Genomic DNA, 26,744 nt, shown 5'->3' on the forward strand with positions numbered 1-26,744 from the left:
GCCGATCAGCCGCGTGGCTGGGGAACAATTCGCAGATAGGGCTTGGGTTCCTTCCAGCCTTCTGGGTATTTGAGCTTGGCGGCTTCATTGTTGACCGAACCCGCGATGATGACATCCTCGCCGTTCTTCCAGTTCACCGGGGTGGCGACCTGATGCTTGGCGGTCAGCTGCAGGCTGTCGATGACGCGGATCACTTCGTCGAAGTTGCGGCCAGTGGACGCCGGATATTCGATCTTGAGCTTGACCTTCTTGTCCGGCCCGATAACGAACACGCTCCGCACGGTCAGCGTATTGTCGGCATTGGGGTGGATCATGTCGTACTTGCGCGCGACTTCCCCCTTCGTGTCGGCCAATAACGGGAAGTTCAGCGCCGTGCCCTGCGTCTCGGCAATGTCGCTGGCCCAGGCGGCATGATCCTCAAGCTTGTCGACCGACAGGCCCAGCACCTTGACGTCGCGCTTGTCGAATTCGGGCTTCAGCTTGGCGGTGTAACCCAGCTCAGTGGTGCAGACCGGGGTGAAATTCTTGGGGTGCGAAAACAGCACCGCCCAGTGGCCCTCGATGTAATCGTAGAAATGAATCGGGCCTTCGGTGGAGTCCAGCTCGAAATCGGGCGCAGTATCGCCAATCAGTATCGCCATGCTCGTTGCTTCCTTATCTCGTCCGGCCGGGACGCGGCTTGTTGATGTTAGAATATCGTACCCATAGCCTGCGGAAGAAGCGCCCGGGAGCGAAATCTTTTGTGTTTTGAGCGGCTAAGACGCCATGGCGTTCCAAGGGCCGTTGCCGCAACAGCATCAGTGCTTAATCCCGCCGCAACCGTCCGCCCCGGCACGACAGGTTTAGGCTTTTGGCCACCCTCACGGCTTCGTGACCAATCGCCGTGCCACTAAAGGGAAAAGCGGTGCGTTGCCACCGCAGTACTTCGACCCATAAGTCCATTTCATCAATCGACTGGAGACCGAAATGAAATCCTCCCTTTTGGCCCTTCTTGCCGCCGCAACCCTGTCCCTTGCCCCGATAGGCGCTGTCCATGCCCAGGATGCAACCACCCCTGATGCCACGCAAAGTACAGCATGCGGGGAAACGGCCGGGAATATGGGCGCCCCTGAATCGCTGATGGACAATGACTCGGATGACGACTCGATGAACGCCAGCAGCGACGACAGCACCAACGATGACTCCGCCGGCACCTGCTGCATCGGCAAGGATGGCTCGCCCACCGTTCAGGGCGTCGACTCCGATTGCCCGGCTAAGGACGAGGCTACGGGTAATTAGTTGATTGCTCGGATCGACAGGGAGGCCCGGCGCAAGGCGGGCCTTTTTATTGCGCCGCGGGACGCGCCGGCGCGCCATTGGTCCATGTCACCTGCTCGGTCGACAGGGGGATGACCGAGAGCGACATCTTGCCACTTCCCTGCTGGATTTCGCGGGCGTGGGCCAGATAGATCAGCGCATTGTTGGCGGCGTCATAGACGCGGGTGACGCGCAGCGACTTCCAGATCAGCGAGCGATTTTCGCGGAAGATTTCCTCGCCGCCGGGCTTGGTGGCGATATCGCCGATGGTGATGGGCCCAACCACCGAGCAATCCAGCGCCGAATAGGACGGGTCCTCGAACCAGTTCCCCTGGCTGACGCGATCGATGAAGCTGCGGTTGAAATAGGCCAGATGGCAGACCACCCCCGCCACTTCCGGATCGGCCACAGCGTCGATCGAAATATCGTTGCCGGTCCAGTCGACGCCGACATTGCCGACCTGGCGATTATCCCCACAGGCGGCGAGCGTCAGAAGCAAGGCGGCAGGCAGGGCGATGCGGGCGATGAGGTTCATGGCGGCAGGGTCCTCCAATGGATGCGAACGATAGATGGGCAATCGCGGGCGCGACGCAAGGGATCACCGCTGCCGGCCGCGCAAATGGCGTTCCAGCAGCCGCACCAGCAGCGACAGCGAAATGGTCATGGTGAGGTAGAGGAAGGCCACCACATTATAGGTTTCGAAGAACTTGAACGTGCCCGAGGAATAGACCTTGCCCAATTGGGTAATGTCCTGGACGCCCAGAGCCGAAACCAGCGCCGAATCCTTGATCATTGAGACGAAGTCATTGGCCAGCGGCGGCAGGATGGTGCGCAGGGCTTGTGGCGCTACGACGAAGCGAAACGTGTTCCAGCGCGACAGGCCAAGCGCGCGCGCCGCTTCCACCTGCCCGCGATCGACTGCCTCGATGCCGGCGCGAAAGATTTCGGCGATGAACGCCGAATAGCACACGGTCAGCGCCAAAATCGCGCGCCAGACGAAATCGAAATCGCGGATGGTCATGACCTCGAGCCAACCGATCTGGACCAGGGGAGACATCAGCACATTGATGGCGGAGACGAACCAGGGCGCGCCCACGAAGGCGACGTAGAACAGGAAGACCAGCACCGGAATGCCGCGGATGATCTCAACGTAAAACGTCGCCACCTCGCGCAGTACGCGGCTCTGGGATGTGCGTGCCAGCGCCACCAGCAGGCCGAGCACGATGGCGGCCACGAAGGCGAAGAAAGCCACCCAGAGCGTGGTCACTACGCCGCCGGCCAGCGCCCGGAAAATCTGCGAATAGCCCGCATCGGCCGTGATGGCCCAGAGGCCGACCACGAACAGCAGCGCGATGGCCAGGAGCCACCACGGGATATTGGCGAAGCGGGAAGGTTTAATGGGTGAGGCAGCCATCAGGGTGAGGCCGCGGTCGAAGCGCCGCGGCCTGCAGTCATCCTACTGGGCAGCGTTGTAGTCGTAGAACCACTTCTTCTGCAGGCTATCCATGGTGCCATCGGCCTTGATGGATGCCAGCGCCGCATTAATCGGGGCGATCAGGTCTGACCCCTTGGTCAGGATGAAGCCAAAATCCTCGCTGCCCAGCGGGCCGCCGACGACTTTGAACGCACCCGGATTGGCGCCGATATAGCCGTTGGCCGAGGTCTTATCCATCAGCACGGTATCGACATCGCCCGACTGCAGCGCCGAAACCGACGCACCAAACGTGTCGAACAGCTTGATGCGCGGATTGGCCTCATCGCCATCAAGCACCGAATAGACCGCGGTGTAGAAATTGGTGGTGCCGGCCTGCGCGCCAACCAGGAATTCGGCATTGGCGGCAAAGGTGACATTATCGGTGAACCGCGTTTCGTCGGCGCGCACCAGCATGAGCTGTTCCGACGTCAGGTATGGCTCGGAGAAATCGATCTGAGCCTTGCGCTCGTCATTGATGGTGATGCCGTCCATGCCGATATCGAACTGGCCGTCGCGCACCGCCTGGATCATCACGTCCCAGCTCGAGAGCTGCCAATCGACCTTGGCGTTGAGGCGCTTGGCGATCTCGTTGACGAGGTCATATTCCAGCCCCACGCCCTGCCCGGTTTTGGGATCGGCAAAATTCAGCGGCACATAGGCATTTTCGGTGACCGCCACGATGGTGCGGCCTGCCAGATCGGGCAGGGCCTGCGCCTGGGCGGAAATAGTGCCGAGCAGGATAGCGGCGGCGGCAATGAACTTCGACTTCATGAGATGGCAGGCTCCGGGACGCTCTTTGGCCAGACAATAGACAGGCCAGGCCGGCTTTGGGAATGGGATTGTTGCAAAATCCCACGCGTCTGCGCTCGCATTGTTCCCGCGCATGCTTTGGGGCCGCGCCACAAACCCGCTTGACAAGCAATATTAGTGTGCTACAAAACCACCACACTACAAGAGCAAGCCACATGGATGACTTTCACACCAGCCAGCCGATCTTCGTGCAGATCCGGCAGCGGCTTATCGAAATGATCCTGCGCGGAGCGGTGGGCGAGGGCGATGCCCTGCCGTCGGTCCGCCAGATCGCCGGGGAGCTCTCGGTCAACCCGCTGACCGTCACCAAGGCGTTCGAAGCCCTGGTGGACATCGGCATCGTCGAAAAACGCAGGGGCCTGGGCATGTTCGTCAAAACCGGAGCGCGAGGCGAACTTCTCGCGCATGAACGCGAAAAATTCCTCACCGAAGACTGGCCCCGGATCGCCGCGCAGATTGCCGCGCTCGAACTCGACGCCACCACGCTGCTGGCCAAGGTGCCAGCCAAACAGGGTCCAAAGCCATGACCGACATGTCCACTACCATCCTGCCGCCGATCGTTTCCGCCCACGGCCTCAAGAAATCCTTCGGTCGCAAGGAAGTTCTGCATGGCCTGGATTTCGAGATCCCCCCCGGCCGCATCTATGGCGTCATCGGCCATAACGGGGCCGGCAAGACCACCATGCTCAATGCCATGTTGGGCCTGACCAATTGCGAGGGCACCATCCGCGTGCTCGGCGAAGATCCCTTCGCCCGTCGCGCCCACCTGATGGAAAACGTCGCCTTCATTTCCGACGTGGCGAGCCTCCCCCGGTTCCTGCGGGTGCGCGAGCTGTTCGCACTACTCTCCAATATCCATCCGAACTTTTCCCAGGCCAAGGCGCAGAGCTTCCTCGAGGGCACCGACCTCAAGCCGGACCTCAAGATCAAGCATCTCAGCAAGGGCATGATCGCCCAGCTCCACCTCGCCGTGGTCATGGCCATCGATGCCAAGCTGCTGGTGCTCGATGAGCCGACGCTGGGCCTCGACATCACCTATCGCAAGCGCTTCTACCGGCGCTTGCTCGAGGACTACATGACCGAGGAGCGCACCCTGATCATCACCACCCATCAGGTGGACGAGATCGAATTCATGCTCTCCGACATCATGTTCATCCGCGATGGCAGCATGATCCTGCACATGCAGATGGAGACGGTGAACGACAAATTCACCCAGCTCGTGGTCAACGATCCAGCCAAGCAGGAGCCCGCGCGCGGGCTGGGCCCGGTCTACGAGGAAACCCGGTTCGGCCAGACCGTGATGATTTTCGACGGCGTCCCCCGCAGCCAGTTCGAGGGGCTGGGCAATATCTCGACCCCCACCCTCAGTGACCTGTTCGTCGCGCTGATGCAGCGCCCGACCGCCAATCCGGAGACCGCCAAATGAAGGCCTTCGTTGCCCTCGTCCATCGCGAGCTGATCGAGCATCGTGGCGCCTTTCTCATGGCGCCGCTGATCCTGGTCGCGGTCATGTTTGTGCCGACGCTGATTTCGTTTGCTACCGGGCGCGTCGATGGCCGCTTCACCGGCTACCTGTTCGCCGCCGCGCCGACGCGCATCTACGAATTCGGTTTCCTCGCCTTCGGCGCCGCCTGGTGCGTCTACCTTATTGGCGTGCTGTTCTTTTATGCCGCCGATGGCTTTTCGGCCGACAAGCGCAACAATGCCATGTTGTTCTGGAAGTCGATGCCGGTTTCCGATTTCAAGATGCTGCTGGCCAAGCTGACCGCGACGCTGACCATTCTTCCGGCCACGATCTACGCCACCGCTTTGCTCAGCGCCCTGCTGCTGTTCGCCATCGCCTTCGTCTCCTCCACCCTTGGCGGCGTTGGTGGCATGGCGTTGCTGGGCAATATCGCCCTGGTCTACGTGCAGATCGCGCTCAGTCTGGCTTTGGTGCTGGTCATCGGCCTGCTCTGGTATCTGCCCTTTACGGCCCTGGTCGGCGCCATGGCGACCGTGGTCGGCCGCTGGGCCATCCCGCTCTCGCTGCTGCTGCCGGGCCTCGTCGCGGTGGGTGAATGGGTCGTGCTCGGCGGCCTCAGCCCGGTCCACACTCATACTTGGCGATACCTGTCCTATCGCGCCGATTTCCAGGTCAGCCAGGGCTATATCGAGAACTGGTTCACCACGGAGGCACCGTTCAGCTTTCCCACCTTCGCCACCGACCTGATCGCCCGCACCGATTGGCTGCAGATTGGCTTGGGTGCCGTGTTTGCTATCGTGGTGATGTACCTCGCCAGCGAATATCGCCGCCGGGTGAATGATAACTGATCTTGCTCACCTCTCCCTTCGGGTGAGGGGGTCTTTTCTCGGCCCCACCTTGGCAAACACCGTCATCCGGCGCTGCGCGCCACCTTCTCCCCGATGGGGAGAAGAAAGGAGGCCACGGAGCTTGCAAAATTCCTCTCCCCATCGGGGAGAGGTGGCCGAGCGAAGCGGAGGCCGGGTGAGGGGGCTTGCCGCCGCAAGCTCTTGAACTTGTGCCGCCCGCAGCGTCGAGAAACTACTTCCCCCGCCCCGCCAACGCCCTTCCCGTCAGCCCCCTATCCCTGCTCAACCCCTCCGGCGTCCCCTCGAACACGACCGTGCCGCCATCCTGCCCGGCACCCGGACCCATATCGATCACCCAATCGGCCCGCGATACCACGTCCAGATTGTGCTCAATCACGATCACCGTGCTCCCCGCATCCACCAGCCGGTCGAACAGCCCGATCAGCGTATCCACGTCATGCATGTGCAAGCCCGTGGTCGGCTCGTCCAGCACATAGATGTTGCCCTTCTTGCCCAGCTCCGCCGCCAGCTTCAGCCGCTGCCGCTCGCCGCCCGACAGCGTCGATAGCGGCTGCCCGAGCGTCAGATAGCCCAACCCCACATCGTCCAGCCCCTTCAAAATCTTGGCGATCGCCGGCTCGATGAAAAACGCCACCGCCTCATCGATCGCAAAGTTATAGACATCGCTGATCGTCTTGCCGCGCAGCTGATATTGCAGCACTTCCTCGGTGAAGCGCTTGCCCTCGCAGGTCTCGCAAACGCTCACCACCGGGTCCATATGCGCCAGATCGGTGTAGATCACCCCCAGCCCCTTGCAGTCCGGACACGCGCCCTTGGAATTGGCCGAAAACAGCGCCGCCTCGACGCCATTCTCCTTGGCGAAGGCCTTGCGCACGGTGTCGAGAATCCCCGTATAAGTTGCCGTATTCGAGCGCGTCGAGCCGCGGCTGAGGTTCTGGTCGATGATCACCGTATCCGGATAGGCCTTGGGCAAACACCCCTGGATCAGCGACGATTTCCCCGATCCCGCCACCCCGGTCACCGCCGTCAGCACCCCGCGCGGAATCTTAACCGACACGTCCTTGAGGTTGTTCAGCTTGGCATGTTTGATCTCCAGCACGCCATCGCTCTTGCGCAGCTTGGTCTTGATCGGCTGGTACTTTTTCATGTGGTTGCCGGTCAGCGTGCCGGAGGTGAGCAATCCGGCATAATCGCCCTGATAGACGATCTCGCCGCCCTTGCTGCCGGCGAACGGACCCATATCCACTACGTGGTCGGCAATGGCGATCATGTCGGGTTTGTGCTCGACGAGCAGCACCGTATTGCCCTTGTCGCGCAGCTGTTGCATCAGCCCGGCCAGTCGTCCAACATCATGCGGATGCAGGCCCACGCTGGGCTCATCAAAAACATACGTGATGTCTGTCAGCGACGATCCGAGATGCCGCACCATCTTGACCCGCTGGCTCTCCCCGCCGGATAGCGTCGAGCTCTCCCGATCCAGGCTCAGATAACCCAGCCCGATGGTGACCAGGTTCTCCAGCCGCAGCGCCAGCGCATTCAGCATCGGCCCTACGCTCTTGGCATCGATCTGCCGCACCCACACCGCCAGGTCCGAGACCTGCATGGCCGAGCATTCGGCGATATTTCTGCCATTAACCGTGCTGCCCAGCACCGCCGCATTCAGCCGCGCGCCACGACAGGTCGGACACGTGGCCCGGGTGAAAATCCGCTCGTACTCCACCCGCACATGCGGCTGCAGGCTCTCCGGGTCCTTGCTCCCGAGACCCTTCTTGAGCTTGGTGACGATGCCCTCATAAGTCAGCCCGATCTTGCCGACCTTGATCTTGCGGCCATCATCGAGGGCAAACAAGTTCTCGCGCTCCTCGGCGCTGAACTCGCCGATCGGCTTGTCCATATCGAACAGGCCGGAGTTCTTGTAGATCTCCCAATACCAGGTATCGACGGCATAATCCTTGGGCAGCAGCGCGCCGGCATTGAGCGATTTGCTCTCGTCGATCACCGCGCTCATATCCATCGCGGCGACTTGCCCGATACCTTCGCAATCGGGGCACATGCCGCGCGGATCGTTATAGGAGTAGAGCCCCGGCGAGCCGAGCCGCGGTTCCCCCAGCCGCGAGAACACCACCCGCAGCATCTGCGCCGCGTCCGTCACCGTGGCGACCGTCGAGCGCGAATTGCCGCCCAGCCGCTGCTGATCGACGATGATCGCCGCCGAGATGTTTTCCAGCAGGTCCGCATCCGGCTGGCCATAATGCGGCATGAATTGCTGCACGAAAGCCGGATAGGTCTCGTTGATCAGCCGCTGGCTTTCCGCCGCGATAGTGCCGAACACCAGCGAACTTTTGCCCGATCCCGAAACCCCGGTGAACACCGTGATTGCCCGCTTGGGAATATCCAGCGACACGTTCTTGAGGTTGTTCTCCCGCGCCCCGCGGATCAGAATCGAACCATACATGCCGTGTCCCCTGTGCTGCTCAAGACGCAATGATGCTGGCCCTGCCGCCCATTGGCAATTGCCTACCCTGATGACGACGGACGGCACGCAGTTTCGACATGCAGCGCGAATTTATTCACGGTGTCAGGCTTATGCGTCCACCCGGGCCGCTGCCATCAGGTTACTCCGCAGATTGCTGATGCCCTTTTGCAGGATGGCGAATTCGTCCCGGTTCAGCCCGGTGGCCTTGGCGGTCACATCCGCGAGGGGAATGCCCTTTTCGCGCGCCAGCCGCCCCGCCTCGGTCAGGCTGATGCGCACGATCCGCTCATCTTCCACGCCACGCGTCCGCGTCACATATCCCATCGCCTCCAACCGCTTGAGCATCGGCGTCATCGTGCTCGGCTCGAGGAACAGCCGATCGCTTAGGCCCTTGACGCTCTGCTCGTCCTCCTCCCACAGCGCAATCAGCGTAATGTATTGCGGATAGGTCAGCCCCAGCGCCTCGAGCACCGGCTTATAGACGCGCGAGAAGGCCAGGTTGGCCGAATAGATCGAAAAGCACAGGAAATCGGAGAGCGGGCTGGCTTCCCCAAGGCTGGTTCGGACGGCACTCATGGCTGGCTCCTGTCGAAATAATTATCGCAATAAGCATTTTCTCGCTTGTAAGCCCGGCGAGGCTGTGACACAAGCTGCATCACAATAATGATTATCACGATAATAAATAGTCAACCAAACCCGAAGGACAATGCCATGACCATCACCGCGATCGAAAAAGTCATCTATACCGCCAAGACGCACACCACCGGTGGTCGTGACGGCGCCTCGGCCAGCTCCGATGGTCGCCTCGATATCAAGTTGTCCACCCCCGGCGGCAACGGCGCCGGCACCAATCCGGAGCAGCTCTTCGCGGCCGGCTGGTCGGCCTGCTATATCGGCGCGCTTGGCGGCGCTGCCCGCGCCCTCAAGGTGACGCTGCCGCCCGACCTGAGCGTCGATACTGAGGTTGATCTGGGCACCAATGCCAATGGCTACCAGCTCCAGGCCCGCCTCAACGTCAGCCTGCCCGGCCTCGATCCCGCTACCGCGCGCCAATTGGTCGATGCCGCGCACGAGGGTTGCCCCTATTCCAAGGCCACCCGCGGCAATATCGATGTGACCATCAACCTGGTCTGAGCCGACCTATGATCAAAGCCCTGCCCGGATATCGGGCAGGGACAGGCGCTAGCCGGCGTCCTGCGCGCTCAATGCCGCCCCAGGCACGTACAGCATGACCGGCCTGATCTCATAGACCGCCGTCGGATTCGCGCCCCGCAACTCGCGCGCCGCCGCAATTGCGTCCTCGATTGTGGGAAACTCCACGATATAAAACCCGAGCAACTGCTCTTTCGTCTCGGCAAACGGTCCATCGATGACCATCCCGGCGCCCTTGCCGCGCAGGGTCACGGCGCCCTGCGTCGGTCCAAGCCGGGCGGCGGGGCCCAGCTTCTTCTCGGCCACCAGGCGATCATTGACCTCGAGCAGGTCCGCCATCAGCGCCTTGTCTTCGTCCTCGGTCCAGGATTGGACCACGCCCTCTTCGTGATAGGCCAGAATGGCGTAGTGCATTTATGTCCCCTCTACGGCTTACGCGCCCGTTGGGACGATCCTAAAATCATTGCCCTCGGGCAGCAACTGCCCGCCATCCACCACGATCGTGGTGCCAGTGATGTAGCTGGCCTCGTCCGACGCCAGGAACAGGAAGGCATTGGCGACATCGCGCACGCTGCCCAGCCGGCCCAGCGGAATCGCCGCCACCATCGAGGCGATATGCGCGTCGCCGCGATGCTCCTGCATGCCTTCGGTCATGATATTGCCCGGCTCGACGCCATTGACGGTTATGCCGAACCCCGAAAATTCCAGCGCCGCCGAGCGAATAAACCCATTGATCCCCGCCTTGGTCGCCGAATAATGCCCATGGCCCGGACTGGTCACATGCGGGCCGGTGATCGACGAGGTGAACAATATCCGCCCATACCCCTGCTCACGCATCGGCTTGAGCGCCGCCTTGGCGGCATGAAAACTGCCGCGCAGGTTCACCCCCATCACCCGGTCCCAATCGTCGGTGGTGGTGTCCTCGATCAACTGCCACGGATAGATACCGGCATTCTGTACGATAATATCGAGCCGGCCAAACGCCGACAGCGCCAGCGCCACTGCCGCCTCGGCATCCGCCATTTTGGAGATATCGGTGCGGATGAACTGCGCGCCCAATTCGTCGGCGGTCTTGCGGCCGCCGGCCTCGTCCCAATCGGCCAGCACCAGATTGGCGCCTTCCTCGGCAAAGCGCACGGCCGTGCCCTTGCCGATCCCCTGTGCCATGCCGATGATGAGCGCGGTCTTTCCCGCCAGCCGTCCAGTCATGCCAGTCTCTTTCGTATCGTCTGTTTGAGCGTATCGAGCAGCACCGCCGCCAGCACCAGCAGCCCATGGATGACCTGCGTATAATGTGCCGGCAGGCCCATCAGGTTGATCGCCGTATTGATCGAGGACAGCAGCAGCACGCCGGCATAAACCCCCGGCAGCGCCCCAACGCCGCCCTTGAGGCTGACTCCGCCGATCACCACCGCCGCAAAGGCGTTGAACAACAGGCCGGTGCCCAGATTGGCCGTCGCCCCTGACGTGCGGATCGCCAGAATCCACCCCGCCAGCGCCGCGATGGCGCCCGACAACACGAAGGCTATCATCAACACCTTGTCGACCTTGATGCCGGCGCGGAACGCCGCCGCCTCATTGCCGCCGATCATGATCAGATGCCGTCCGAACCGGGTCTTGGCCATCATGAACGAGAAGCCGATGAAGCACGCGATGGCGATATAAGCCGTCAGTGGAATGCCCAAAAATCGTTGAATGCCCAGAAACCGCAGGTCCGGCGCCAGGTTCTGCGCCGAGCGCCCGCCCGAAGCGGCCACGACCAGCCCGCGCACCCAGATGTAGCTCGACAGCGTCACGATGAACGCATTCATCTTGATCTTGATGACGAGGTACCCGTTGAGTGCCCCGATTAGGCCGCCCACCGCCAGCCCGATCACCAACGACACCGGCACCACGAGCCAGCCCGGCGTCAGCGTAATGCCCATGCCGATGCCCGACGAGGCGAACAGGATGCCCGTCGCCATGGCGCTGAGGGCCGCCACCGACTCCACCGACAGGTCCATGTGCCCGGCGATGATCACCAGCGCCAGCCCGATCGACATCACCCCCAAAACGGAGGATTGCTCGATGACATTGGCGAAAATGCCCGGCTGGAAATAATTGGGAATGGTGGCCGAAAAGATCGCCAGCACGACCAGCAGCATGAACCAGACGAGATTATCGAGGACGAATTCGAGCACTTTGCGTTGGCGTGGCGGCATCGCGGACTCATCTAATTGAGAAGGGAAGCTCCTCCCGCGAACGGGAGGAGCGGATGGCGATTACGGGACCGAGGTCACCGGCGTTGCGGGCGGCTTGAGATTGCCCCAGAACGAGGGATCATCGACATTGTCCTTGGTGATCGCGGCGCCCGGGATCTTGATCGTCGGTCCCCAGGCTTCGTCGGTAACCGTCGACTTCAAGCCGAGCACGTCGTATTCGCCCGGTTCGATCTTGGTCTTGGCCACGATCTTGTCCATGAACATCGCGATGGCGGCGGCCTGAGCGTAGAGCGGCTGCTCCACTTCCACCTGCATCCAGCCTTGGCGGATTAGGTCGAGCGCCACCGGCGCCCCGTTCGAGCTCATCACATAGACCTCGCCCGGCTTCTTGCCGGCCGCTTCCAGCGAGGCGACGGCCGCCACCGAGAGATGGGCGGCATGGCTGAAGACGATGTCGATATCGGGATTGGCCAGCAGCTGATCCGACACGATGGTGCCGGCATTGCTGGCTTCCCACTGCATCGCAGGCTGGCTGATGATCGTCACTTCGGGGAACTTGGCCATGCGTTCCTCAAAACCCTTCTGGATATCGAGGGTGTAAGGATCGCCCGGGTCGCCCAGCACCTGCAGCACCTTGCCTTTGACCGAACCGTTCTTCTCGGTCAGCAGGCGCTGCACCTGTTCGGCGGCCACATAGCCGATCTCCACCGTGCCTGCCACCGAGGTGAAATCCGACATGGTCGAGGAAATCTGCCGATCGAATTCAACCACCGGAATGCCGGCAGCGCGGGCGGCCTCAACCGATGGTGCCAGCGCGTTGAAGTCCACGGCGGCCAAAATGATCGCCTTGGGCTTGAGCGCGATGACGTCGTTCATCTGGCTCTGCTGCAGGTCGGTCTTGTTGTCGGCATTCAGCGTGGTCACGCTATAGCCAACCTGCTTGAGGAACATTTCGATCGCGCTGACCGAGCCGGTCTGGAACTCATCGATCAGGGTGGGGACCATGTAGTAGACTTTGCCCTTATCCTGGGCATAGGCGGGGTGCAGCAAGGCGGCCATTCCGGCCAGGAGAACCATGCCGTATTTCAACAAGTGTCTCAATTCGTCGCTCCTCTGAACCGGAATTCTACTGCCCCGCGCCCATGCCCGGTCCGGTACCGGCAAGGGTCTCGCCCGTGATCATGCCGATCACTGCGTCCGCGTTTGTCTGTTTGCGTGGCACGTCGCCCGCCACCACGCCCTGGCGGATCACCACCATCCGGTCGGCGACCTGGAAGGCCTGCTGCATGATGTGGGTGATGATGACGACGCCGATGCCCTGCGCCGCCACCTGCCGGATCATTTCCAGCCCGCGCTTGGTCTGCTCCACCCCGAGTGCGGCGAACGGCTCGTCCAGCAACACCAGCTTGCCGCCCCAATGCACGAAGCGATTGAGCTCGATCGCCTGGCGCTGCCCGCCCGACAGGTGCTCCACCTTGCTGCGCAGCGAGGGAATGCGGGTGCCGGCATTGGCCATCGCCTTGGCCACCTGCTCCTCCATCCGCTTTTCATCGAGTACCTTGATACCCATGATCGACTTGGTCAGCTCACGGCCCATGAAGAAATTGGCGACCACATCCACATTGGTGCATAGCGACAGGTCCTGATAGACCGTCTCGATCCCCGCCGCCTTGGCCTGCGATGGCGATTTTGGGCGAAACTCCTTGCCCTCGAACATCATGCTGCCCGAGCTGGCCTCGAGCCCGCCCGAGATGATCTTGACCAGCGTTGACTTGCCCGCGCCATTGTCGCCCAGCAGGGCAATCACCTCGCCCTTGGCGATGGAAAACGACACGCCCTGCAGCGCCTGCACAGCACCGTAGTTCTTGGTGATATTGTCGAGGACGAGGAGAGGTTCGGTCATGCGGCCATTCCGTTCGAGAACGGATCGCGCTCGCGCACGCGATCGGATGAATTTGGCAAATCCTGCCGGGGCGACAACACGCCGGATACGGCCAAAGCCGCCGCGCCGCGCAGCACCGATTGATGTCCCACCGAAGCGGTTACCCGTGGCGTCGTGCGGTCGTAGCGGCTGGAAATCGAGGTCTGAAGGTCTTCGGTGGTTGCCACGAGGGCGTTGATCAGATCGTCCGGCGCAAGGCCGCCCAGCACGATAGTCTGCGGGTCGAACAGGTTCTCGATGGTCCGCACCGCGCTGTGGAAGATCGGCGTCACTGCCGCCACCCATTCCGCCTGGCTCTGCTGCTTGGGCCGCTGGCTGAAACTATCGAGTGACAGATAGCGCTCCAGGCACCCCGCGTTGCCACACGGGCAGGGCAGACCGCCCGGCACCGCCGGAATATGCCCAATCTCGCCCGCATTGCCCCAGGCACCGCGTACCGGCACACCATCCTGCATCATGGTGCCGCCCAGGCCCACGCCAAGGTGCAGATAATAGAACTGCGCCATCCCCGCGCCTTCGCCGTAAAGCCGAACACCCACCGCCGCCGCAACCGTATCGACCGCGATAAACGCCGGCAGCTTGGAAACCTCTTCCAGCCGCGCCCGCACCGGTACGCCGGACCAGCCATCCAGCGTCGTCGGCCCGACAAAGCTCATCGCCTGCACATCGAACGGTCCCGGCATGGCAAAGCCGACGCCCAGCATCCGCCCATCGGGACGCAATGCCCGCATTTCGGCAACCAGTTCGGCAATCAGCGCAAATGCATCATTGGGGGTGGGATGCGGATGGCTGCGCGCCGCGCTCCCCAGCATGTCGCCCACCAGGTTCAACAGCGCGGCATCGACACCCAGCGGCGTGACCGAAATCCCGATGACAAACCCGCCATCCGGATTGAGATGCAGCGTCGTCGGCGGCAGGCCACGACCCTTGGGCTTTTCGCGCACCGACAGGAGATAACCCTGCTCCTCCAGTTCGCGCACGATGGTGGATACCGTCTGCACCGTCAGCCCGACCCGCTCGGCGATATCGCCACGCGTCGCCGGCCCGTCATTGCGGATGCACTCGAGCACGATGCGCCGGTTATACGGCCGCGCCTGCTCCTGATTTGTGCCCCTCAACACCATCGCAGTCCCCTTCATGGCGGAGACTTGCACCGTGGATTTATTATGTCAAATGGATTTCAAAAATGCTTATCTGCCAACGAAGATGTGGAACGCCGGCCGCCGTGACGTGTTGGTGAGTGCAAACCGAAGGAGATCGATCATGCGATTTGGTGTCATGGGTACGGGACAAGTCGGCAGCACCATTGCGGGCAAGCTGGCCGCTTTGGGCCACGATGTCATGCTGGGTTCGCGCGAACCCGGCGGCGAGAACGCCAAGAAACTCGGCCTGAAGGTCGGCACTCACGCCGAGGCCGCAAAGCACGGCGAATGGATCGTCGACGCCATGCCGGGCGAACACGCGATCGACAGCCTGCGCGGCTGCGACATCGATGGCAAAATCCTCATCGACATCGGCAATTACGAGTCTGCTGTCGACCAACCTATCGTCACTCCGCTGGGTGAAGCCATTCAGGCAGCGTTCCCAAAAGTGCGGCTGGTCAAGACACTCAACAGCATCAGCGCCCACCTGATGGTTGATCCGGCCAGCCTCGGCGCTGCCCACACGGTTTTCATCGCCAGCAACGACGCCCGCGCCAAAGCCGAAGTGACGGACCTGCTGCGCGCCTTCGGCTGGAAAGACATCCTCGATCTCGGCGACCTCACCGCCTGCCGCGCCATGGAACAGTTGGTCCCGATGTGGATACAGCTCGAAAAGTTTTATGGCGGCCCCGATTTCAATCTCGCAGTCGCCCGGCAGCCTGCTTGAATGGCAGCTAGGACTACTCTGCCGTTGCCTTGATAAAGTCCACGAATGCCCGCAACGGCGCCGGAACCAGACGGCGTCCGGGATAATAGAGAAACGGCCCCGAAAAGCGCTGCCACCAGGGCTCGAGCACCGGCTCCAGCGCGCCACTCTCGAAGTGCGGTCGCAGCCAGTCCTCGAACAGGCCCACGATGCCGCCACCCGCTATCGCCACGTCAACAGCCAGGTCGCTACCACCGCCGGCCTGCACGATCAGCGGTCCGGTGGCGTCGATCCGCACCACCTCGCCATCATGATGGAACTCCCAGGGCGCCATGGCTCGGCCCGAAAAACGGCTGCGCAAGCAGGCATGCTCCAGCAGGTCGCGCGGATGCTCCGGCCGTCCATGGCGATCGAGATATCCCGGCGATGCCCCGAGAGCATAACGCTGGGTGCGCGGCCCGATCGGTACCGCGATCATGTCCTGCTCCAGCCGCTCCTCGTAGCGGATGCCGGCATCGCAGCCCACGGCCAACACGTCCACAAAGCCTTCCTCGGTGATAATCTCCAGCCGAATATCCGGGTAAGCGGCGAGAAACGCCGGCACGATCTTCGGCAGCACCAGCCGCGCCGCGCTCCCCGGCACATTGAGGCGCAACAGCCCGGCCGGCTGGTCGCGAAAGCCGTTGACCACGTCGAGCGCCGCTTCCACTTCGTTCAACGCCGGGCTCAGCCGGTCCAGTAGACCCTGCCCAGCTTCCGTGGGAACCACGCTGCGTGTCGTGCGGTTAAGCAATCTCACGCCAAGCTGCGTTTCAAGCCGCCGCACGGCCTCGCTCAAGCCGGAGGCGCTGCCACCACTGGTGCGGGCGCCCTCGCGAAAGCCGCCGGCCCGCGCCACAGCCACAAAGGCATTCAGATCGCCCAGATCGGTTTTCATTGTTCGCTCTTCCGCACAACCCGTGCCGATTGTGGCCGGTTATCGAAAGCAGATGCAACCTCTATCTATGGCGTCCTCTACAGGAGATCATCATGTCCAGCATCGACAAATCCGGCACATTCCTTCTCGGCGGCCGCAGTGTGAAGCGGCTCGGCTACGGCGCCATGCAGCTTGCCGGTCCCGGCGTTTTCGGCCCGCCCAAGGATCGTGATGCGGCCCTGGCCGTGCTGCGCGAAGCCATCGCCCAGGGCGTCGACCACATCGACACCAGCGACTTTTATGGCCCGCACGTCACCAACCAGATTATCCGCGAGGCGCTGGCGCCCTATTCGGACGATCTGGTCATTGTCACCAAGATCGGCGCACTGCGCGGCACCGACGGCTCGTGGAACCCCGCCTTCGCGCCTGAACAACTGACCCAGGCAGTGCATGACAACCTGCGCAATCTCGGCCTCGACGTGCTCGACGTCGTCAACCTGCGCGTCATGTTCGGCACTCATGGCCCCGCCGAAGGCTCGATCGAGCCGACCCTGACGGTCCTGGCCGATCTGCAGCGGCAGGGCTTGGTGCGCCATATCGGCCTGAGCAATGTCACCGCCAACCAGGTCGCCGAGGGCCAAAAGATCGCCAAGATCGTCGGCGTGCAGAACCAGTACAATCTGGCCCATCGTGGCGACGACGCGCTGATCGACGATCTGGCGCGGCAGGGCATCGCCTATGTGCCGTTCTTCCCGCTCGGCGGCTTCAGCCCGCTGCAATCCTCGACCCTGTCCGACGTTGCCCAGCGCCTCGGCGCCACGCCCATGCAGGTCGCCTTGGCCTGGTTGCTGCGGCGGTCGCCGAACATCCTGCTCATCCCCGGCACTTCGTCCGTCGCCCATCTGCGGGAAAATCTCGCAGCAGCCGACCTCGATCTATCCGACGAAACCCTGACCGCCCTGGACGGCGTCGCGGCGAGCGCCAACGCGGCCTGATCTGCCCATCGCGTTCACAATCGGCAACCTTATCGACCCCTCGACATTGCAGTTGCAAATCATTTGCAACTGCAATACTCATGTCGCAGAGCCGGTTTGGAGTTTTCGATGCATCGCCGTAGATTTGCCGCCCCGGGCCCCGTCGCCCGGCCTGCCCTCGAAGCCTCCGCCGCCGCCCATTTCATCGCTGCTCGGCAATTCACGGTGGCCTCATGACCGTGGAAGCGCGCGCGCCAAAAGTATTCTCCGGCTGGAACCAGGGCCGGGGCGAGGCCTCGCTGGCCGATGTGCATCGCACCGTCAAGGTCAGCGGCAATGTGTGGCGCCGCGCCGCCGCCTTTGTGGGCCCCGGCTACCTTGTCGCGGTCGGCTATATGGACCCCGGCAATTGGGCGACCTCGCTCGCCGGCGGCTCCAAGTTCGGCTATGCGCTGCTGACCGTAGCGCTGGTGTCCAACATCATGGCCATCGTGCTGCAATCGCTCTGCGCCCGCCTCGCCATCGCGTCGGGCCGTGATCTGGCCCAGGCTTGCCGCGATGCCTTCCCCCGCCCCGTCGCCTGGGTGCTGTGGGCCATGGCGGAACTGGCCATCATCGCCACCGATATTGCCGAAGTCGTCGGCACCGCCATCGGCCTCAACCTGATTTTCGGCATTCCGCTGGAAATCGGCGTGCTGATCACCGCCCTCGACGTGTTTCTCATTCTCTACCTGCAGCGTGTCGGCTTCCGCTGGGTCGAGGCGCTGGTCGTCGCCCTGCTCGCCGTCATCGCCGCCTGTTTCATTGTCCAGATCGCCATGGCCGATCCGGTCTGGGGCGACGTCATCCGCGGCTTCGCGCCGACCACCGAAATCGTCACCAACCCCGAAATGCTCTACCTGGCGCTCGGTATTCTGGGCGCCACGGTCATGCCGCATAACCTCTACCTGCACTCTGGCATCGTGCAGACCCGCGACTATGGCAACTCCATTCCCGAGAAGAAGGAGGCGCTCAAATTCGCCACCATCGACTCCACCGTCGCGCTGATGTTCGCGCTCTGCATCAATGCCGCCATCCTGATCCTGGCCGCCGCCACCTTCCACGCCGCCGGCCAGACCAATGTGGCCGAACTGGGCGAGGTCCATAGCCTTCTGGCCCCCATGCTTGGCCTCGCCATTGCGCCCACCCTGTTCGGTATCGCGCTGCTCTGCTGCGGCATCAACTCCACCGTGACCGCCACGCTGGCCGGCCAGATCGTCATGGAGGGCTTTCTCAATATCCAGCTTGCCCCCTGGCTGCGACGACTGATCACCCGCGCCATCGCCATCATTCCGGCGGCAGCGGTCACCATCTGGTTCGGCGAAAGCGGCACGGCACAATTGCTGATCCTGACCCAGGTCGTGCTCAGCCTGCAGCTCTCCTTCGCGGTGTTCCCGCTGGTCATGTTCACCGCCGACAAGACCAAGATGGGCGCCCTGGTGGCCCCGATCTGGCTCATCGCCGTGGCAGTGTTCATCGCCGTCGTCATCGCCGCGCTGAACATAAAACTGCTCTACGACTTCGTGCTCTGAGGGGAGGCACCCTCATCGGGCCCTTCGGACCGGGGAGAAATAAGAGGCACCCTACGTCTATTCCTCTCCCCGTTGGGGAGAGGGTGGATCGGCGAAGCCGAGACGGATGAGGGTGTCTGTCCCACCGGATACCAAGCGTTTCTCCCCCTTATCCCCGCTCACAGCCCCCGCCCTAGACTCTCCGCCACAACCGGAGACCCGTCATGGACGAAACTTCCCGCCTCAGCCTGCCCTTCATCATGCCCCAACAGGCGCAAAAACATGTGACCCACAACGAGGCGCTGCAGGCGCTCGATGCCCTCGTGCAGCCGGTGGTCGAGAGCCGCACCATCACCACGCCACCAACGACCCCCCTGCTCGGCGATGCCTATATCGTGGGCCCGTCCGCCTCCGGCGCCTGGTCCGGCCACGATAGTGAGATCGCCGCCTTCCAGGCCGGTGCCTGGCTGTTTTACGATCCCGCGCCCGGCTGGCAGGTCTATGCCAAATCCGAGCAGGCCATTCTGGTCTTCGACGCCGGCGCCTGGACCGCGCTGGCCTCCAATGGCTCGGCGGGCATTCCAAAGCTTGGCATCAATACCGGCGCCGATAGCACCAATCGCCTCGCCGTGGCGGCCGCCGCGAGCCTCTTTACCCACGCCGGCAACGGCCACCAGCTCAAGCTCAACAAGGCGGCCTCCGGCGATACCGCCAGCCTGCTCTACCAGACCGGCTATTCCGGCCGCGCCGAAATGGGCCTGACGGGCGATGATTTTTGGCGCCTCAAGGTCAGCCCCAATGGGTCGAGCTGGTTCAATGCCGTGACAGTGGACAATGCCACGGGCGGCATCACCCTCGTGGCGCCGCTACGCCCCGCCATCGACAATGCCATCACGCTTGGCGCCAGCGGGGCCCGCTGGTCCGCGGTCTGGGCCGCCACCGGCACCATCCAGACCTCGGACGCCCGGCAGAAAACCGACATCGCCCCTTCCGATCTTGGTCTTGATTTCATCCTGGCGCTGCAGCCGGTGTCCTATCGCTGGCTGGTCGGCGGCAACGAAGACGGCACGCCGCGCCCTGGCCGCCGCACCCATTATGGGCTGCTGGCCCAGCAAGTCAAAACCGTCCTCGACACACTCGGCTGCACCGATTTCGCGGGCCACGTGCAGGCCGATCCAGCGGACCCCGAGAGCGAGCAGGGCCTCCGCTATGACGCTTTCATCGGACCGCTCATCGATGCGGTGCAGGCATTGGCAAAGCGCGTAGAAGAGCTGGAATCATCACGTTCAGAGTAACCTGATGGAGCCCCTCATACGGCGCTGCGCGCCACCTTCTCCCCGACGGGGAGAAGAATACAAAAGATCGTTGCGCTCTCAAGATTCCTCTCCCCGTCGGGGAGAGGGTGGCCGAGCGGAGCGGAGGCCGGGTGAGGGGGATTCTCTGCACGGCCAAGGACCTGTTCGGGCCCCCTAAATCTTCAGCCCGCGGATCAGCGCCTTGATGCTTTTCCGATAGCCCGGCAGTTCCTCCGCAGTCGCCAGCGCCGCGCGGTCGAACATGGTATTGAGCAGATGCGCCAGCGGCAGGACCGGCAAGTCGCGGATGGACTTGGCGTCGATCGCCTCGCTCACCCCCTCGATCAGCGTGCGCAGCCCGTAGCGCGCATTGATGGCGTCTAGCGCCTCGCGCCCCAATACGGCCGGCGCGTCGATCAGCAAAATTTGTCGTCGCCCCGCATCCTGCATGGCGGTCAAAAAGGCGTCGCCGCCCTCGATCAGCGCCTTGACGGGACCCGGGTCGTCCTCGCTTTCACTGGCCGCATTGATCGCCATGGCCAGCAGTGCGTGCTCCTCCTCCACGACGGCCGCAAACAGCGCCGCCTTGTCGGCAAAATGGTGGTAGAGCGCGCCGCGCGTCATGCCCGCCGCGGCCACTATTTCCGGGGTGCCCGTGCCCCCATAACCCTTATCGGCGAAGCATTTTCGTGCCGCCGCCAGCAGAGCCCGAATGGTCTCGGTCCGCCGCTCCTCCTGCGTCCGCTTCAAACCCTCTTGCATAAAAACACTCTGTATGTACCCCTCTTGCATAAAAACACTCTGTATGTACAAACTAGATACACACAGTTTGTAATTTATAGCGCGCTAACGCAAGGAGACTTTGATGAACCTGACCGGTAGCTATCCGGTGCTGCTCGTTGCCGATGTCGCCCCGATTGCGGCCTTCTACCAAGCCCATTTCGGCTTCAAAGTCGTATTCGCCAGTTCCTGGTATGTGCATCTGCGCGCCACCCACACCGGCACTGTGGAACTGGCGATCATGGATTACGACCACGACACCATCCCGCTGGCGGGCCGGCAAAAGACCACCGGGTTACTGCTCAGCTTAGAAGTCGCCGACGCGGCGGCCGAATATGCCCGCCTCGCCCCCAGCGTGACAGTGCTGCGGGCGTTGCGCGACGAACCCTTCGGCCAACGCCACTTCATCTGCGCCGATCCCAATGGCGTGCTGCTCGATGTCATCACCCCGATCGAGCCCGATCCGGAATGGCTGGCCGCGCAGTCATAGGGGCCGACGTCGCACTCCCGACGCCGGCCGAAGACGCTACGGACGCTGCGTCAGGCCGGCGACGTCGGCCGCGTTGAAGTGCAGCGTGATGTTTGCCTCCAGCGATGGGTCGAGGACGCCGCCGACATATTGGCGCTGCTTGAGCGCCATGGTCTGCGCCGCCGCGTCATAGGACACGTAGAGATAGTCGAAGCAGTCGTCGGTATTGCCGGTCTGGTTGGCATAGACCTCGGCGCGCAGGGCATCCAGCGCGCGCGCCCCAATCACGCTGCCGTCGGCACGATTAACGGCGCGGGTCGAAGGCACCTTGTCATAACCGTATTCGCACAACAGCGCGTCCTGGAACTGTGCCTTGTCGACAAAGCTGACGTCGGTGTCGCTGTTCCACGCATTGGTGGAGTCGTAGACCACGCCCTCTGGGCCGCTCGCCGCGCTGAGATAGATTTCGGCCCAGTCGCAGGTGCCGCTGTCCTCGTTGTAGCACCAGATTTCCGCCTGCCGCATCAGCGCCTGCACATCCTCGACATGCACGGGCTTGCCGGATTTATAGGTGTTGGAAATCGCTTCGGGCGACGGATCCTCGGCAAAGGCCGGGCTGGCCAAAGCCAGCAGCGCGGCGGCGGCAAGAAGCAGGTGTTTCATCGGAACTCTCCCCGAGGCAGTGTTGATCCAATCTAGCCCAATCGCCCCATAGGCGGAATTGCGCTTCGGCAATCAGGGTTGACGAATGCGCATGAATGTAACATTAACAGTTACATGAAACGCTCCGCCCGACTTTCCGTCGCCCTGCACGCGCTCGTTCACCTCGTGGACAAGCCCGAAGCGGTAACATCCACCATCCTGTCTGAATGCCTGATGACCAACCCGGTCGTCGTGCGCCGCGTCATGGGCGAGTTGCGCGAGGCGGGCATCGTCTCCTCCGCCAAGGGCCACGATGGCGGCTGGCGCCTCACCCGTCCTCCCGGCGAGGTATCGCTACAGGATGTGCACGCCGCTCTGGGTGAGACCCTGTTGCTGCGCGCCGAAAGCGATCCCGGCGATACCGCCTGCACCATCGTGCGCACCGTCGATCGCGTCATGACCGATTTTCTCGCCGATGCCGAAGCGCTGCTGGCGGCCCGGCTCAAGCGCATTTCCTTAGGTGATCTGGCGCGCAACAGCGCCCACGACCACAAGACCATTTCCGGAGTTTGAATAATGGACCATGTCCTCGTCATCGGCGGCAGCTTTGCCGGCCTGTCGGCCGCTTTGCAATTGGTGCGCACCGGCCGCCGCGTCACCGTGCTCGATACAAAACTGCCCCGCAACCGCTTCGCCCATGCCGCTCAGGGTCTGTTGGGTTTCGATGGCGTCAGCCCTTGGGACATCCGTCGCCAGGGCGAAGCCAATGTGCTGGCCTATCCCACCGCCAGCATTGTCAAGGCCAGGGCCGTTTCGGCGCGGGTGATCGATGGCGGCTTTGCGGTCACCGACGAGGCGGGCACGGAGCGGCAAGCCCAGCGCCTCATTTTGGCCTATGGCCAGACCGACGTGATGGTGGACATTCCCGGCTTTGCCGAATGCTGGGGCAATACCGTCGTGCCATGCCCCTATTGCCACGGCTACGAAGTCGCCAATCAGCGGCTGGGCCTGCTCTATTCCAGTGCCATGTCGCTGCACGGCGCCAATTTGATCCGCGATTGGAGCGAACGCATCACGCTGTTTACCGATGGCAATGACATCCCCGATGAGGAGCGCCACAAGCTCGCCGCGCGCGGCATTGCACTAGTAGAGGGCAAGGTCGCCGAACTGGCGCATACCACTGGCAAAATCGCCGCCGTGGTGCTGACCGATGGTGCGCGCGTCGAACTCGACACGCTCTTTGCCCACACCCGTAGCGCGCCGTCATCCAACCTGCACGAGACCCTGGGTCTCGAAACGGTCGACGGCCCGATGGGCCCCTACATCAAGATCACCGAAAAATACGAAACCAGCCTCGCTGGCGTCTATGCCGCCGGCGATAGCGCCAGCCTGATGCCCAATCTCAACCTGGCCCTCGCCAGCGGCGCCATGGCCGGCGTCATGTGCCACCAGTCCATGCTGGGCTAGGGGCTTTCTCACCTCTCCCTTTGGGGGAGAGGTCGGCCGAAGGCCGGCTGAGGGGGCCTTTACTAGGTGAGGGGCGTGTGGAAGGCCCCCTCACCCGGCTCGCAAGGGCGACCCGACCTCTCCCCCGAAGGGAGAGGTGAAGACTCTACCAGCGCGGCTTGTGATCCAGTTGCGCGCCAGCCGTCGCCGCGTCGATCGCCGCGATCTCCTCGGCACTGAGCGCCAAATTGTTCAGCACGCCCAGATTGTCCTTGAGCTGCTCCAGCGTGCGCACGCCGATCAGCGCCGAGGTCATTTCCGGGCGCCGCAGCACCCAGCTCAGCGCCAGTTGCACCATAGATTGCCCACGGCTCTTGGCGATAGCGCCCAGCTTGTCCACCGCATCAAGCACGCGCGGCTCGATCGCATTGGCGCGCAGCGAGCCGTTCGGATCTTCCGCCCGCGTGCCCTCGACGGCGCCCTTGTTGTACTTGCCGCTCAACACGCCCTGCGCCAGCGGCGAAAACGCGATCACGCCGATTCCAAGCTCGCCGCAGGCGTCGATGGTATTGTCGTTCTCGAACCAGCGATTGATCATCGAATAGCTCGGCTGGTGGATGGTGGTTGCCACCCCCATGTCCTTGAGGATGCGATAGGCCTCGCGCGTTTCCTTCTCGGGATAGCTCGAAATGCCGACATACAGCGCCTTGCCGCTGCGCACGGCCTGCGCCAGTGCGCCCATGGTTTCCTCCAGCGGCGTCGCCGGGTCATAGCGGTGCGAATAGAAGATATCCACATAGTCGAGCCCCAGCCGCTTGAGGCTCTGGTCGAGGCTCGCCAGCAGGTACTTGCGGCTGCCGTGATCGCCATAAGGCCCCGGCCACATCGTATAGCCCGCCTTGGTCGAAACGATCATCTCGTCGCGATAGGGCCGGAAATCACGCGCCAGCACCTGCCCGAACAGTTCCTCGGCCGAACCAGCCGGCGGGCCGTAATTATTGGCCAGGTCGAAATGGGTCACGCCCGCGTCGAACGCATGGCCGAGGATTTCCATGGCGCTGGGATAGTCGCGCGTGCCGCCGAAATTCTGCCACAGCCCCAGGCTCACCACCGGTAGCTTCAGCCCGGACTTGCCCGAAGCGCGATATTGCATGGTGTCATAGCGTGCGGTATCGGACCGATAGGTCATGATGTGTCTCCCAATAATTTGACGCTGGCGCCGGGCAAACCCCCGCTTGGCGCGGGCCGCGGCCTGATGATAGAAGCGGGCGCTATGGAAAGCCCCGATTTTGAATTGCGCGCCAATCTGCCCCAGACCGAGCTACCATACAAGGTCATGGCGATCTATAAATTCGCCGATCTGCCTGATGCCGAAGCGATCCAGCCGCTGCTCGCCAAATTCTGCTGCGCCCGCGACATCAAGGGCACGTTGATCCTGGCGCCCGAGGGCATTAACGGCACCGTCGCCGGCACGCCCGACGCCATCCATGCGCTTGCCAGCTATTTGCAGACCGATAGTCTCTTCGCCAATCGCCTCCATGGCGCCGAAATCAAATATTCGGCTGCCGCCACCATGCCGTTCCTGCGCATGAAGGTGCGCCTCAAATCCGAGATCGTCACCCTGCGCGCGCCCGAAGCCAATCCCGCCAAGACCGTCGGCACCTATGTGCAGCCGAAGGACTGGAACGCGCTGATCGAGCGCAATGACGTCGTCCTTGTCGATACCCGCAACGATTACGAAGTCGGCCTCGGCACCTTCTCCAAGGCGCTCGATCCGGCCACCAAAAGCTTCACCGAATTCAAGGATTTCGTCGCCCAAAACCTCGACCCGGCCCGCGACAAGAAAGTCGCCATGTTCTGCACCGGCGGCATCCGCTGCGAGAAGGCTTCGTCTTATTTGCTGAGCCAAGGCTTTGAGGAAGTCTTCCACCTCAAGGGCGGCATTCTGGGCTATCTCGAACAGATCCCCGAAGCCGATAGCCGTTTCGAGGGCGAATGCTTCGTCTTTGACGAGCGCGTCTCCGTCGGCCATGGCCTCGCTCTCGGCGATGCCACCCTCTGCCGCGCCTGCCGCCATCCGCTCACGGCCGAAGATCGCGCCGATCCCGCCCACCAGGACGGCATCTCCTGCCGCCACTGCGCCGGCGACACTGAAAAACACGCGGCCGCCGCCGAACGCCAACACCAGATCGATCTCGCCAAGGCGCGTGGCACCGACCATCTCGGCGACGCCGCCCACGCCATCGCTCGCGCCAACAAAGCCGAAAAGCTTGAGCGTATCACCGCCGACCGCGCCCGGGCCAAGGCGCGCTCCTAGATCAACAGCCCCGCCGCCTTCGCCGCCGGCATAAAACTGCGGCTGACTGGCAGGCGCGTGCCATTGTGCAATTCCAGCGCCACCTTGCCATTGGCGCGCACCACCTGCCGCACCGCGTCCAGCGCCACCCAATGGCCCCGATGGATTTGCAGGCCCGCCACGTCGCCAGTCTCGCGCATAGCATCCGATAGCCGCATCAGCACCAGGCCATGGCCTTTGTCTGTTACCACATCCACATAATGGTCCGAGACCGACAGATGCAGCAGCTTGCCGCGCTGCGGATGCGGTAAGCGCTCCAGGATCGGCGGCGGCTCCGGCGCTGCCGGCACTGCGATCGGCACCACCGGCTCGGTGCGTGCCATCACCACCATCATCGCCGCCATGGCGCCGGATACCACGAGGCAATAAAACCACAGCCGCAGCGGCGGCACCTGTACTCCGGGCGAGGCGACCAGCGTCACCCCATAGGCCACGATCCACGCCGGAACGCTGCTGGCGAGGGCCGCCACCACCACGCGTTGCAGCGGGTGTTGAATCCGGCCCGCCAACGCGGTCAGCGTCACCCGCGCCACGGCCCGGCTGCTCACAAAACTCAGCACCACGATGGCCAGCCAGTAGAGCAGCCGCCCCGGCAGCTCGAACTGGTTGAGCGTATCGAAGGGTCCCGAAATCGCCAGCACCAGGCTGGCGGCCGCCATGCCGGTCAGCGCCCGGGGCGAGGTCAGGCTGGCCTGCATTTCACGCAGCGCAGAATGCAGGGGCGGTTCGTTCACGTACTGGGCTTTCGTTTTGCGCATTCTCGTTTGCCTGCCTCCAAGCATA

General features: G+C 62.9%; 30 protein-coding genes. 13 read left to right on the forward strand and 17 right to left on the reverse strand.

Going from position 1 to position 26,744, the window contains the following annotated elements; translation table 11 throughout:
* Positions 1 to 5: 5 nt before the first annotated feature.
* Positions 6 to 641, reverse strand: coding sequence for a peroxiredoxin (locus JWP26_RS02820; RefSeq protein WP_299723141.1), 636 nt, complete (start codon positions 639 to 641; stop codon positions 6 to 8).
* Positions 642 to 1,098: 457 nt separating this feature from the next.
* Between JWP26_RS02820 and JWP26_RS02825 the strand changes: the two genes are divergently transcribed.
* Positions 1,099 to 1,278, forward strand: coding sequence for a hypothetical protein (locus JWP26_RS02825; protein ID WP_299723143.1), 180 nt, complete (start codon positions 1,099 to 1,101; stop codon positions 1,276 to 1,278).
* A gap of 46 nt (positions 1,279 to 1,324) precedes the next feature.
* Here the strand turns inward: JWP26_RS02825 and JWP26_RS02830 are convergent, their stop codons facing one another.
* The 3 genes from JWP26_RS02830 to JWP26_RS02840 all read right to left on the reverse strand — a co-directional run bounded on the left by JWP26_RS02830 (position 1,325) and on the right by JWP26_RS02840 (position 3,541).
* Positions 1,325 to 1,831 carry a CreA family protein gene (locus JWP26_RS02830; RefSeq protein ID WP_299723145.1) on the reverse strand — a complete coding sequence of 169 codons (507 nt, stop codon included), beginning with the start codon at positions 1,829 to 1,831 and terminating at the stop codon, positions 1,325 to 1,327.
* 63 nt (positions 1,832 to 1,894) lie between these two features.
* Positions 1,895 to 2,710, reverse strand: a complete 816-nt coding sequence (locus tag JWP26_RS02835; RefSeq protein WP_299723147.1) for an amino acid ABC transporter permease — start codon at positions 2,708 to 2,710, stop codon at positions 1,895 to 1,897.
* Between the two features lie 42 nt (positions 2,711 to 2,752).
* The gene (locus JWP26_RS02840; RefSeq protein WP_299723150.1) at positions 2,753 to 3,541 is read right to left on the reverse strand and encodes a transporter substrate-binding domain-containing protein; all 789 of its coding nucleotides are present in this window, start codon (positions 3,539 to 3,541) and stop codon (positions 2,753 to 2,755) included.
* A 194-nt stretch (positions 3,542 to 3,735) separates the two neighbouring features.
* Between JWP26_RS02840 and JWP26_RS02845 the strand changes: the two genes are divergently transcribed.
* From JWP26_RS02845 to JWP26_RS02855, 3 genes are read left to right on the forward strand one after another with little or no spacing between them, the layout of a single operon-like run.
* The gene (locus JWP26_RS02845; protein ID WP_299723152.1) at positions 3,736 to 4,107 is read left to right on the forward strand and encodes a GntR family transcriptional regulator; all 372 of its coding nucleotides are present in this window, start codon (positions 3,736 to 3,738) and stop codon (positions 4,105 to 4,107) included.
* Positions 4,104 to 5,006: an ABC transporter ATP-binding protein gene (locus JWP26_RS02850; protein ID WP_299723155.1), complete on the forward strand. Its 903-nt coding sequence runs from the start codon at positions 4,104 to 4,106 to the stop codon at positions 5,004 to 5,006. The genes JWP26_RS02845 and JWP26_RS02850 overlap by 4 nt, the downstream gene beginning before the upstream one ends.
* A complete protein-coding gene (locus JWP26_RS02855; protein ID WP_299723158.1) occupies positions 5,003 to 5,893 on the forward strand; it encodes a hypothetical protein in 891 nt (296 codons plus the stop codon). The genes JWP26_RS02850 and JWP26_RS02855 overlap by 4 nt, the downstream gene beginning before the upstream one ends.
* A 232-nt stretch (positions 5,894 to 6,125) precedes the next feature.
* Here JWP26_RS02855 and JWP26_RS02860 read toward each other — a convergent pair whose 3' ends face one another.
* A complete protein-coding gene (locus tag JWP26_RS02860) occupies positions 6,126 to 8,369 on the reverse strand; it encodes an excinuclease ABC subunit UvrA (protein WP_299723161.1) in 2,244 nt (747 codons plus the stop codon).
* Between the two features lie 129 nt (positions 8,370 to 8,498).
* The gene (locus tag JWP26_RS02865; RefSeq protein ID WP_299723164.1) at positions 8,499 to 8,966 is read right to left on the reverse strand and encodes a MarR family winged helix-turn-helix transcriptional regulator; all 468 of its coding nucleotides are present in this window, start codon (positions 8,964 to 8,966) and stop codon (positions 8,499 to 8,501) included.
* Between the two features lie 141 nt (positions 8,967 to 9,107).
* Between JWP26_RS02865 and JWP26_RS02870 the strand changes: the two genes are divergently transcribed.
* Positions 9,108 to 9,524, forward strand: a complete 417-nt coding sequence (locus tag JWP26_RS02870) for an organic hydroperoxide resistance protein (RefSeq protein WP_299723254.1) — start codon at positions 9,108 to 9,110, stop codon at positions 9,522 to 9,524.
* Positions 9,525 to 9,572: 48 nt separating this feature from the next.
* On the opposite strand, the gene JWP26_RS02875 is transcribed toward JWP26_RS02870, so the two are convergent.
* From JWP26_RS02875 to JWP26_RS02900, 6 genes are read right to left on the reverse strand one after another with little or no spacing between them, the layout of a single operon-like run.
* Positions 9,573 to 9,956 carry a YciI family protein gene (locus JWP26_RS02875; RefSeq protein WP_299723166.1) on the reverse strand — a complete coding sequence of 128 codons (384 nt, stop codon included), beginning with the start codon at positions 9,954 to 9,956 and terminating at the stop codon, positions 9,573 to 9,575.
* Positions 9,957 to 9,974: 18 nt separating this feature from the next.
* Positions 9,975 to 10,751 carry an SDR family oxidoreductase gene (locus tag JWP26_RS02880; RefSeq protein WP_299723168.1) on the reverse strand — a complete coding sequence of 259 codons (777 nt, stop codon included), beginning with the start codon at positions 10,749 to 10,751 and terminating at the stop codon, positions 9,975 to 9,977.
* Complete coding sequence (locus tag JWP26_RS02885) at positions 10,748 to 11,743, reverse strand: ABC transporter permease (protein ID WP_299723170.1); 996 nt, start codon at positions 11,741 to 11,743, stop codon at positions 10,748 to 10,750. The genes JWP26_RS02880 and JWP26_RS02885 overlap by 4 nt, the downstream gene beginning before the upstream one ends.
* A gap of 60 nt (positions 11,744 to 11,803) precedes the next feature.
* Complete coding sequence (locus JWP26_RS02890) at positions 11,804 to 12,820, reverse strand: sugar ABC transporter substrate-binding protein (protein ID WP_299723257.1); 1,017 nt, start codon at positions 12,818 to 12,820, stop codon at positions 11,804 to 11,806.
* A 49-nt stretch (positions 12,821 to 12,869) separates the two neighbouring features.
* The gene (locus JWP26_RS02895) at positions 12,870 to 13,646 is read right to left on the reverse strand and encodes an ATP-binding cassette domain-containing protein (protein WP_299723172.1); all 777 of its coding nucleotides are present in this window, start codon (positions 13,644 to 13,646) and stop codon (positions 12,870 to 12,872) included.
* On the reverse strand, positions 13,643 to 14,809 hold the full coding sequence (locus JWP26_RS02900; RefSeq protein WP_299723260.1) for an ROK family transcriptional regulator: 1,167 nt from the start codon (positions 14,807 to 14,809) through the stop codon (positions 13,643 to 13,645). The genes JWP26_RS02895 and JWP26_RS02900 overlap by 4 nt, the downstream gene beginning before the upstream one ends.
* A gap of 139 nt (positions 14,810 to 14,948) precedes the next feature.
* On the opposite strand from JWP26_RS02900, the gene JWP26_RS02905 reads away from it, so the two are divergent.
* On the forward strand, positions 14,949 to 15,554 hold the full coding sequence (locus tag JWP26_RS02905) for an NAD(P)-binding domain-containing protein (protein ID WP_299723173.1): 606 nt from the start codon (positions 14,949 to 14,951) through the stop codon (positions 15,552 to 15,554).
* A gap of 13 nt (positions 15,555 to 15,567) precedes the next feature.
* On the opposite strand, the gene JWP26_RS02910 is transcribed toward JWP26_RS02905, so the two are convergent.
* Entirely contained in the window at positions 15,568 to 16,470 is a 903-nt protein-coding gene (locus JWP26_RS02910; protein ID WP_299723176.1) for a LysR family transcriptional regulator, read from the reverse strand.
* Between the two features lie 92 nt (positions 16,471 to 16,562).
* Between JWP26_RS02910 and JWP26_RS02915 the strand changes: the two genes are divergently transcribed.
* The 3 genes from JWP26_RS02915 to JWP26_RS02925 all read left to right on the forward strand — a co-directional run bounded on the left by JWP26_RS02915 (position 16,563) and on the right by JWP26_RS02925 (position 20,268).
* Entirely contained in the window at positions 16,563 to 17,444 is an 882-nt protein-coding gene (locus tag JWP26_RS02915) for an aldo/keto reductase family oxidoreductase (RefSeq protein ID WP_299723179.1), read from the forward strand.
* A 212-nt stretch (positions 17,445 to 17,656) separates the two neighbouring features.
* The gene (locus JWP26_RS02920; protein ID WP_299723182.1) at positions 17,657 to 18,994 is read left to right on the forward strand and encodes an Nramp family divalent metal transporter; all 1,338 of its coding nucleotides are present in this window, start codon (positions 17,657 to 17,659) and stop codon (positions 18,992 to 18,994) included.
* Positions 18,995 to 19,197: 203 nt separating this feature from the next.
* Positions 19,198 to 20,268: a DUF2793 domain-containing protein gene (locus tag JWP26_RS02925; RefSeq protein WP_299723185.1), complete on the forward strand. Its 1,071-nt coding sequence runs from the start codon at positions 19,198 to 19,200 to the stop codon at positions 20,266 to 20,268.
* A gap of 174 nt (positions 20,269 to 20,442) precedes the next feature.
* On the opposite strand, the gene JWP26_RS02930 is transcribed toward JWP26_RS02925, so the two are convergent.
* Positions 20,443 to 21,030: a TetR/AcrR family transcriptional regulator gene (locus JWP26_RS02930; RefSeq protein WP_299723188.1), complete on the reverse strand. Its 588-nt coding sequence runs from the start codon at positions 21,028 to 21,030 to the stop codon at positions 20,443 to 20,445.
* A 103-nt stretch (positions 21,031 to 21,133) separates the two neighbouring features.
* Here JWP26_RS02930 and JWP26_RS02935 point away from each other — a divergent pair, with 103 nt between their 5' ends.
* Positions 21,134 to 21,538 carry a VOC family protein gene (locus tag JWP26_RS02935; protein ID WP_299723191.1) on the forward strand — a complete coding sequence of 135 codons (405 nt, stop codon included), beginning with the start codon at positions 21,134 to 21,136 and terminating at the stop codon, positions 21,536 to 21,538.
* Positions 21,539 to 21,574: 36 nt separating this feature from the next.
* Here JWP26_RS02935 and JWP26_RS02940 read toward each other — a convergent pair whose 3' ends face one another.
* On the reverse strand, positions 21,575 to 22,180 hold the full coding sequence (locus tag JWP26_RS02940; RefSeq protein WP_299723194.1) for a hypothetical protein: 606 nt from the start codon (positions 22,178 to 22,180) through the stop codon (positions 21,575 to 21,577).
* 114 nt (positions 22,181 to 22,294) lie between these two features.
* Here JWP26_RS02940 and JWP26_RS02945 point away from each other — a divergent pair, with 114 nt between their 5' ends.
* Positions 22,295 to 22,732: an Rrf2 family transcriptional regulator gene (locus JWP26_RS02945; RefSeq protein ID WP_299723196.1), complete on the forward strand. Its 438-nt coding sequence runs from the start codon at positions 22,295 to 22,297 to the stop codon at positions 22,730 to 22,732.
* Positions 22,733 to 22,735: 3 nt separating this feature from the next.
* Positions 22,736 to 23,626, forward strand: coding sequence for an NAD(P)/FAD-dependent oxidoreductase (locus JWP26_RS02950; RefSeq protein WP_299723199.1), 891 nt, complete (start codon positions 22,736 to 22,738; stop codon positions 23,624 to 23,626).
* A gap of 145 nt (positions 23,627 to 23,771) precedes the next feature.
* Here the strand turns inward: JWP26_RS02950 and JWP26_RS02955 are convergent, their stop codons facing one another.
* Entirely contained in the window at positions 23,772 to 24,794 is a 1,023-nt protein-coding gene (locus tag JWP26_RS02955; protein WP_299723202.1) for an aldo/keto reductase, read from the reverse strand.
* 3 nt (positions 24,795 to 24,797) lie between these two features.
* Here JWP26_RS02955 and JWP26_RS02960 point away from each other — a divergent pair, with 3 nt between their 5' ends.
* The gene (locus tag JWP26_RS02960; RefSeq protein WP_367184050.1) at positions 24,798 to 25,922 is read left to right on the forward strand and encodes a rhodanese-related sulfurtransferase; all 1,125 of its coding nucleotides are present in this window, start codon (positions 24,798 to 24,800) and stop codon (positions 25,920 to 25,922) included.
* Here JWP26_RS02960 and JWP26_RS02965 read toward each other — a convergent pair.
* Positions 25,919 to 26,719, reverse strand: a complete 801-nt coding sequence (locus JWP26_RS02965) for a LytTR family DNA-binding domain-containing protein (RefSeq protein WP_299723205.1) — start codon at positions 26,717 to 26,719, stop codon at positions 25,919 to 25,921. The two genes, JWP26_RS02960 and JWP26_RS02965, sit on opposite strands and share 4 nt — an antisense overlap.
* Positions 26,720 to 26,744: the final 25 nt, after the last annotated feature.

The organism is Devosia sp. (genome assembly GCF_028290435.1).
GTDB lineage: Bacteria > Pseudomonadota > Alphaproteobacteria > Rhizobiales > Devosiaceae > Devosia.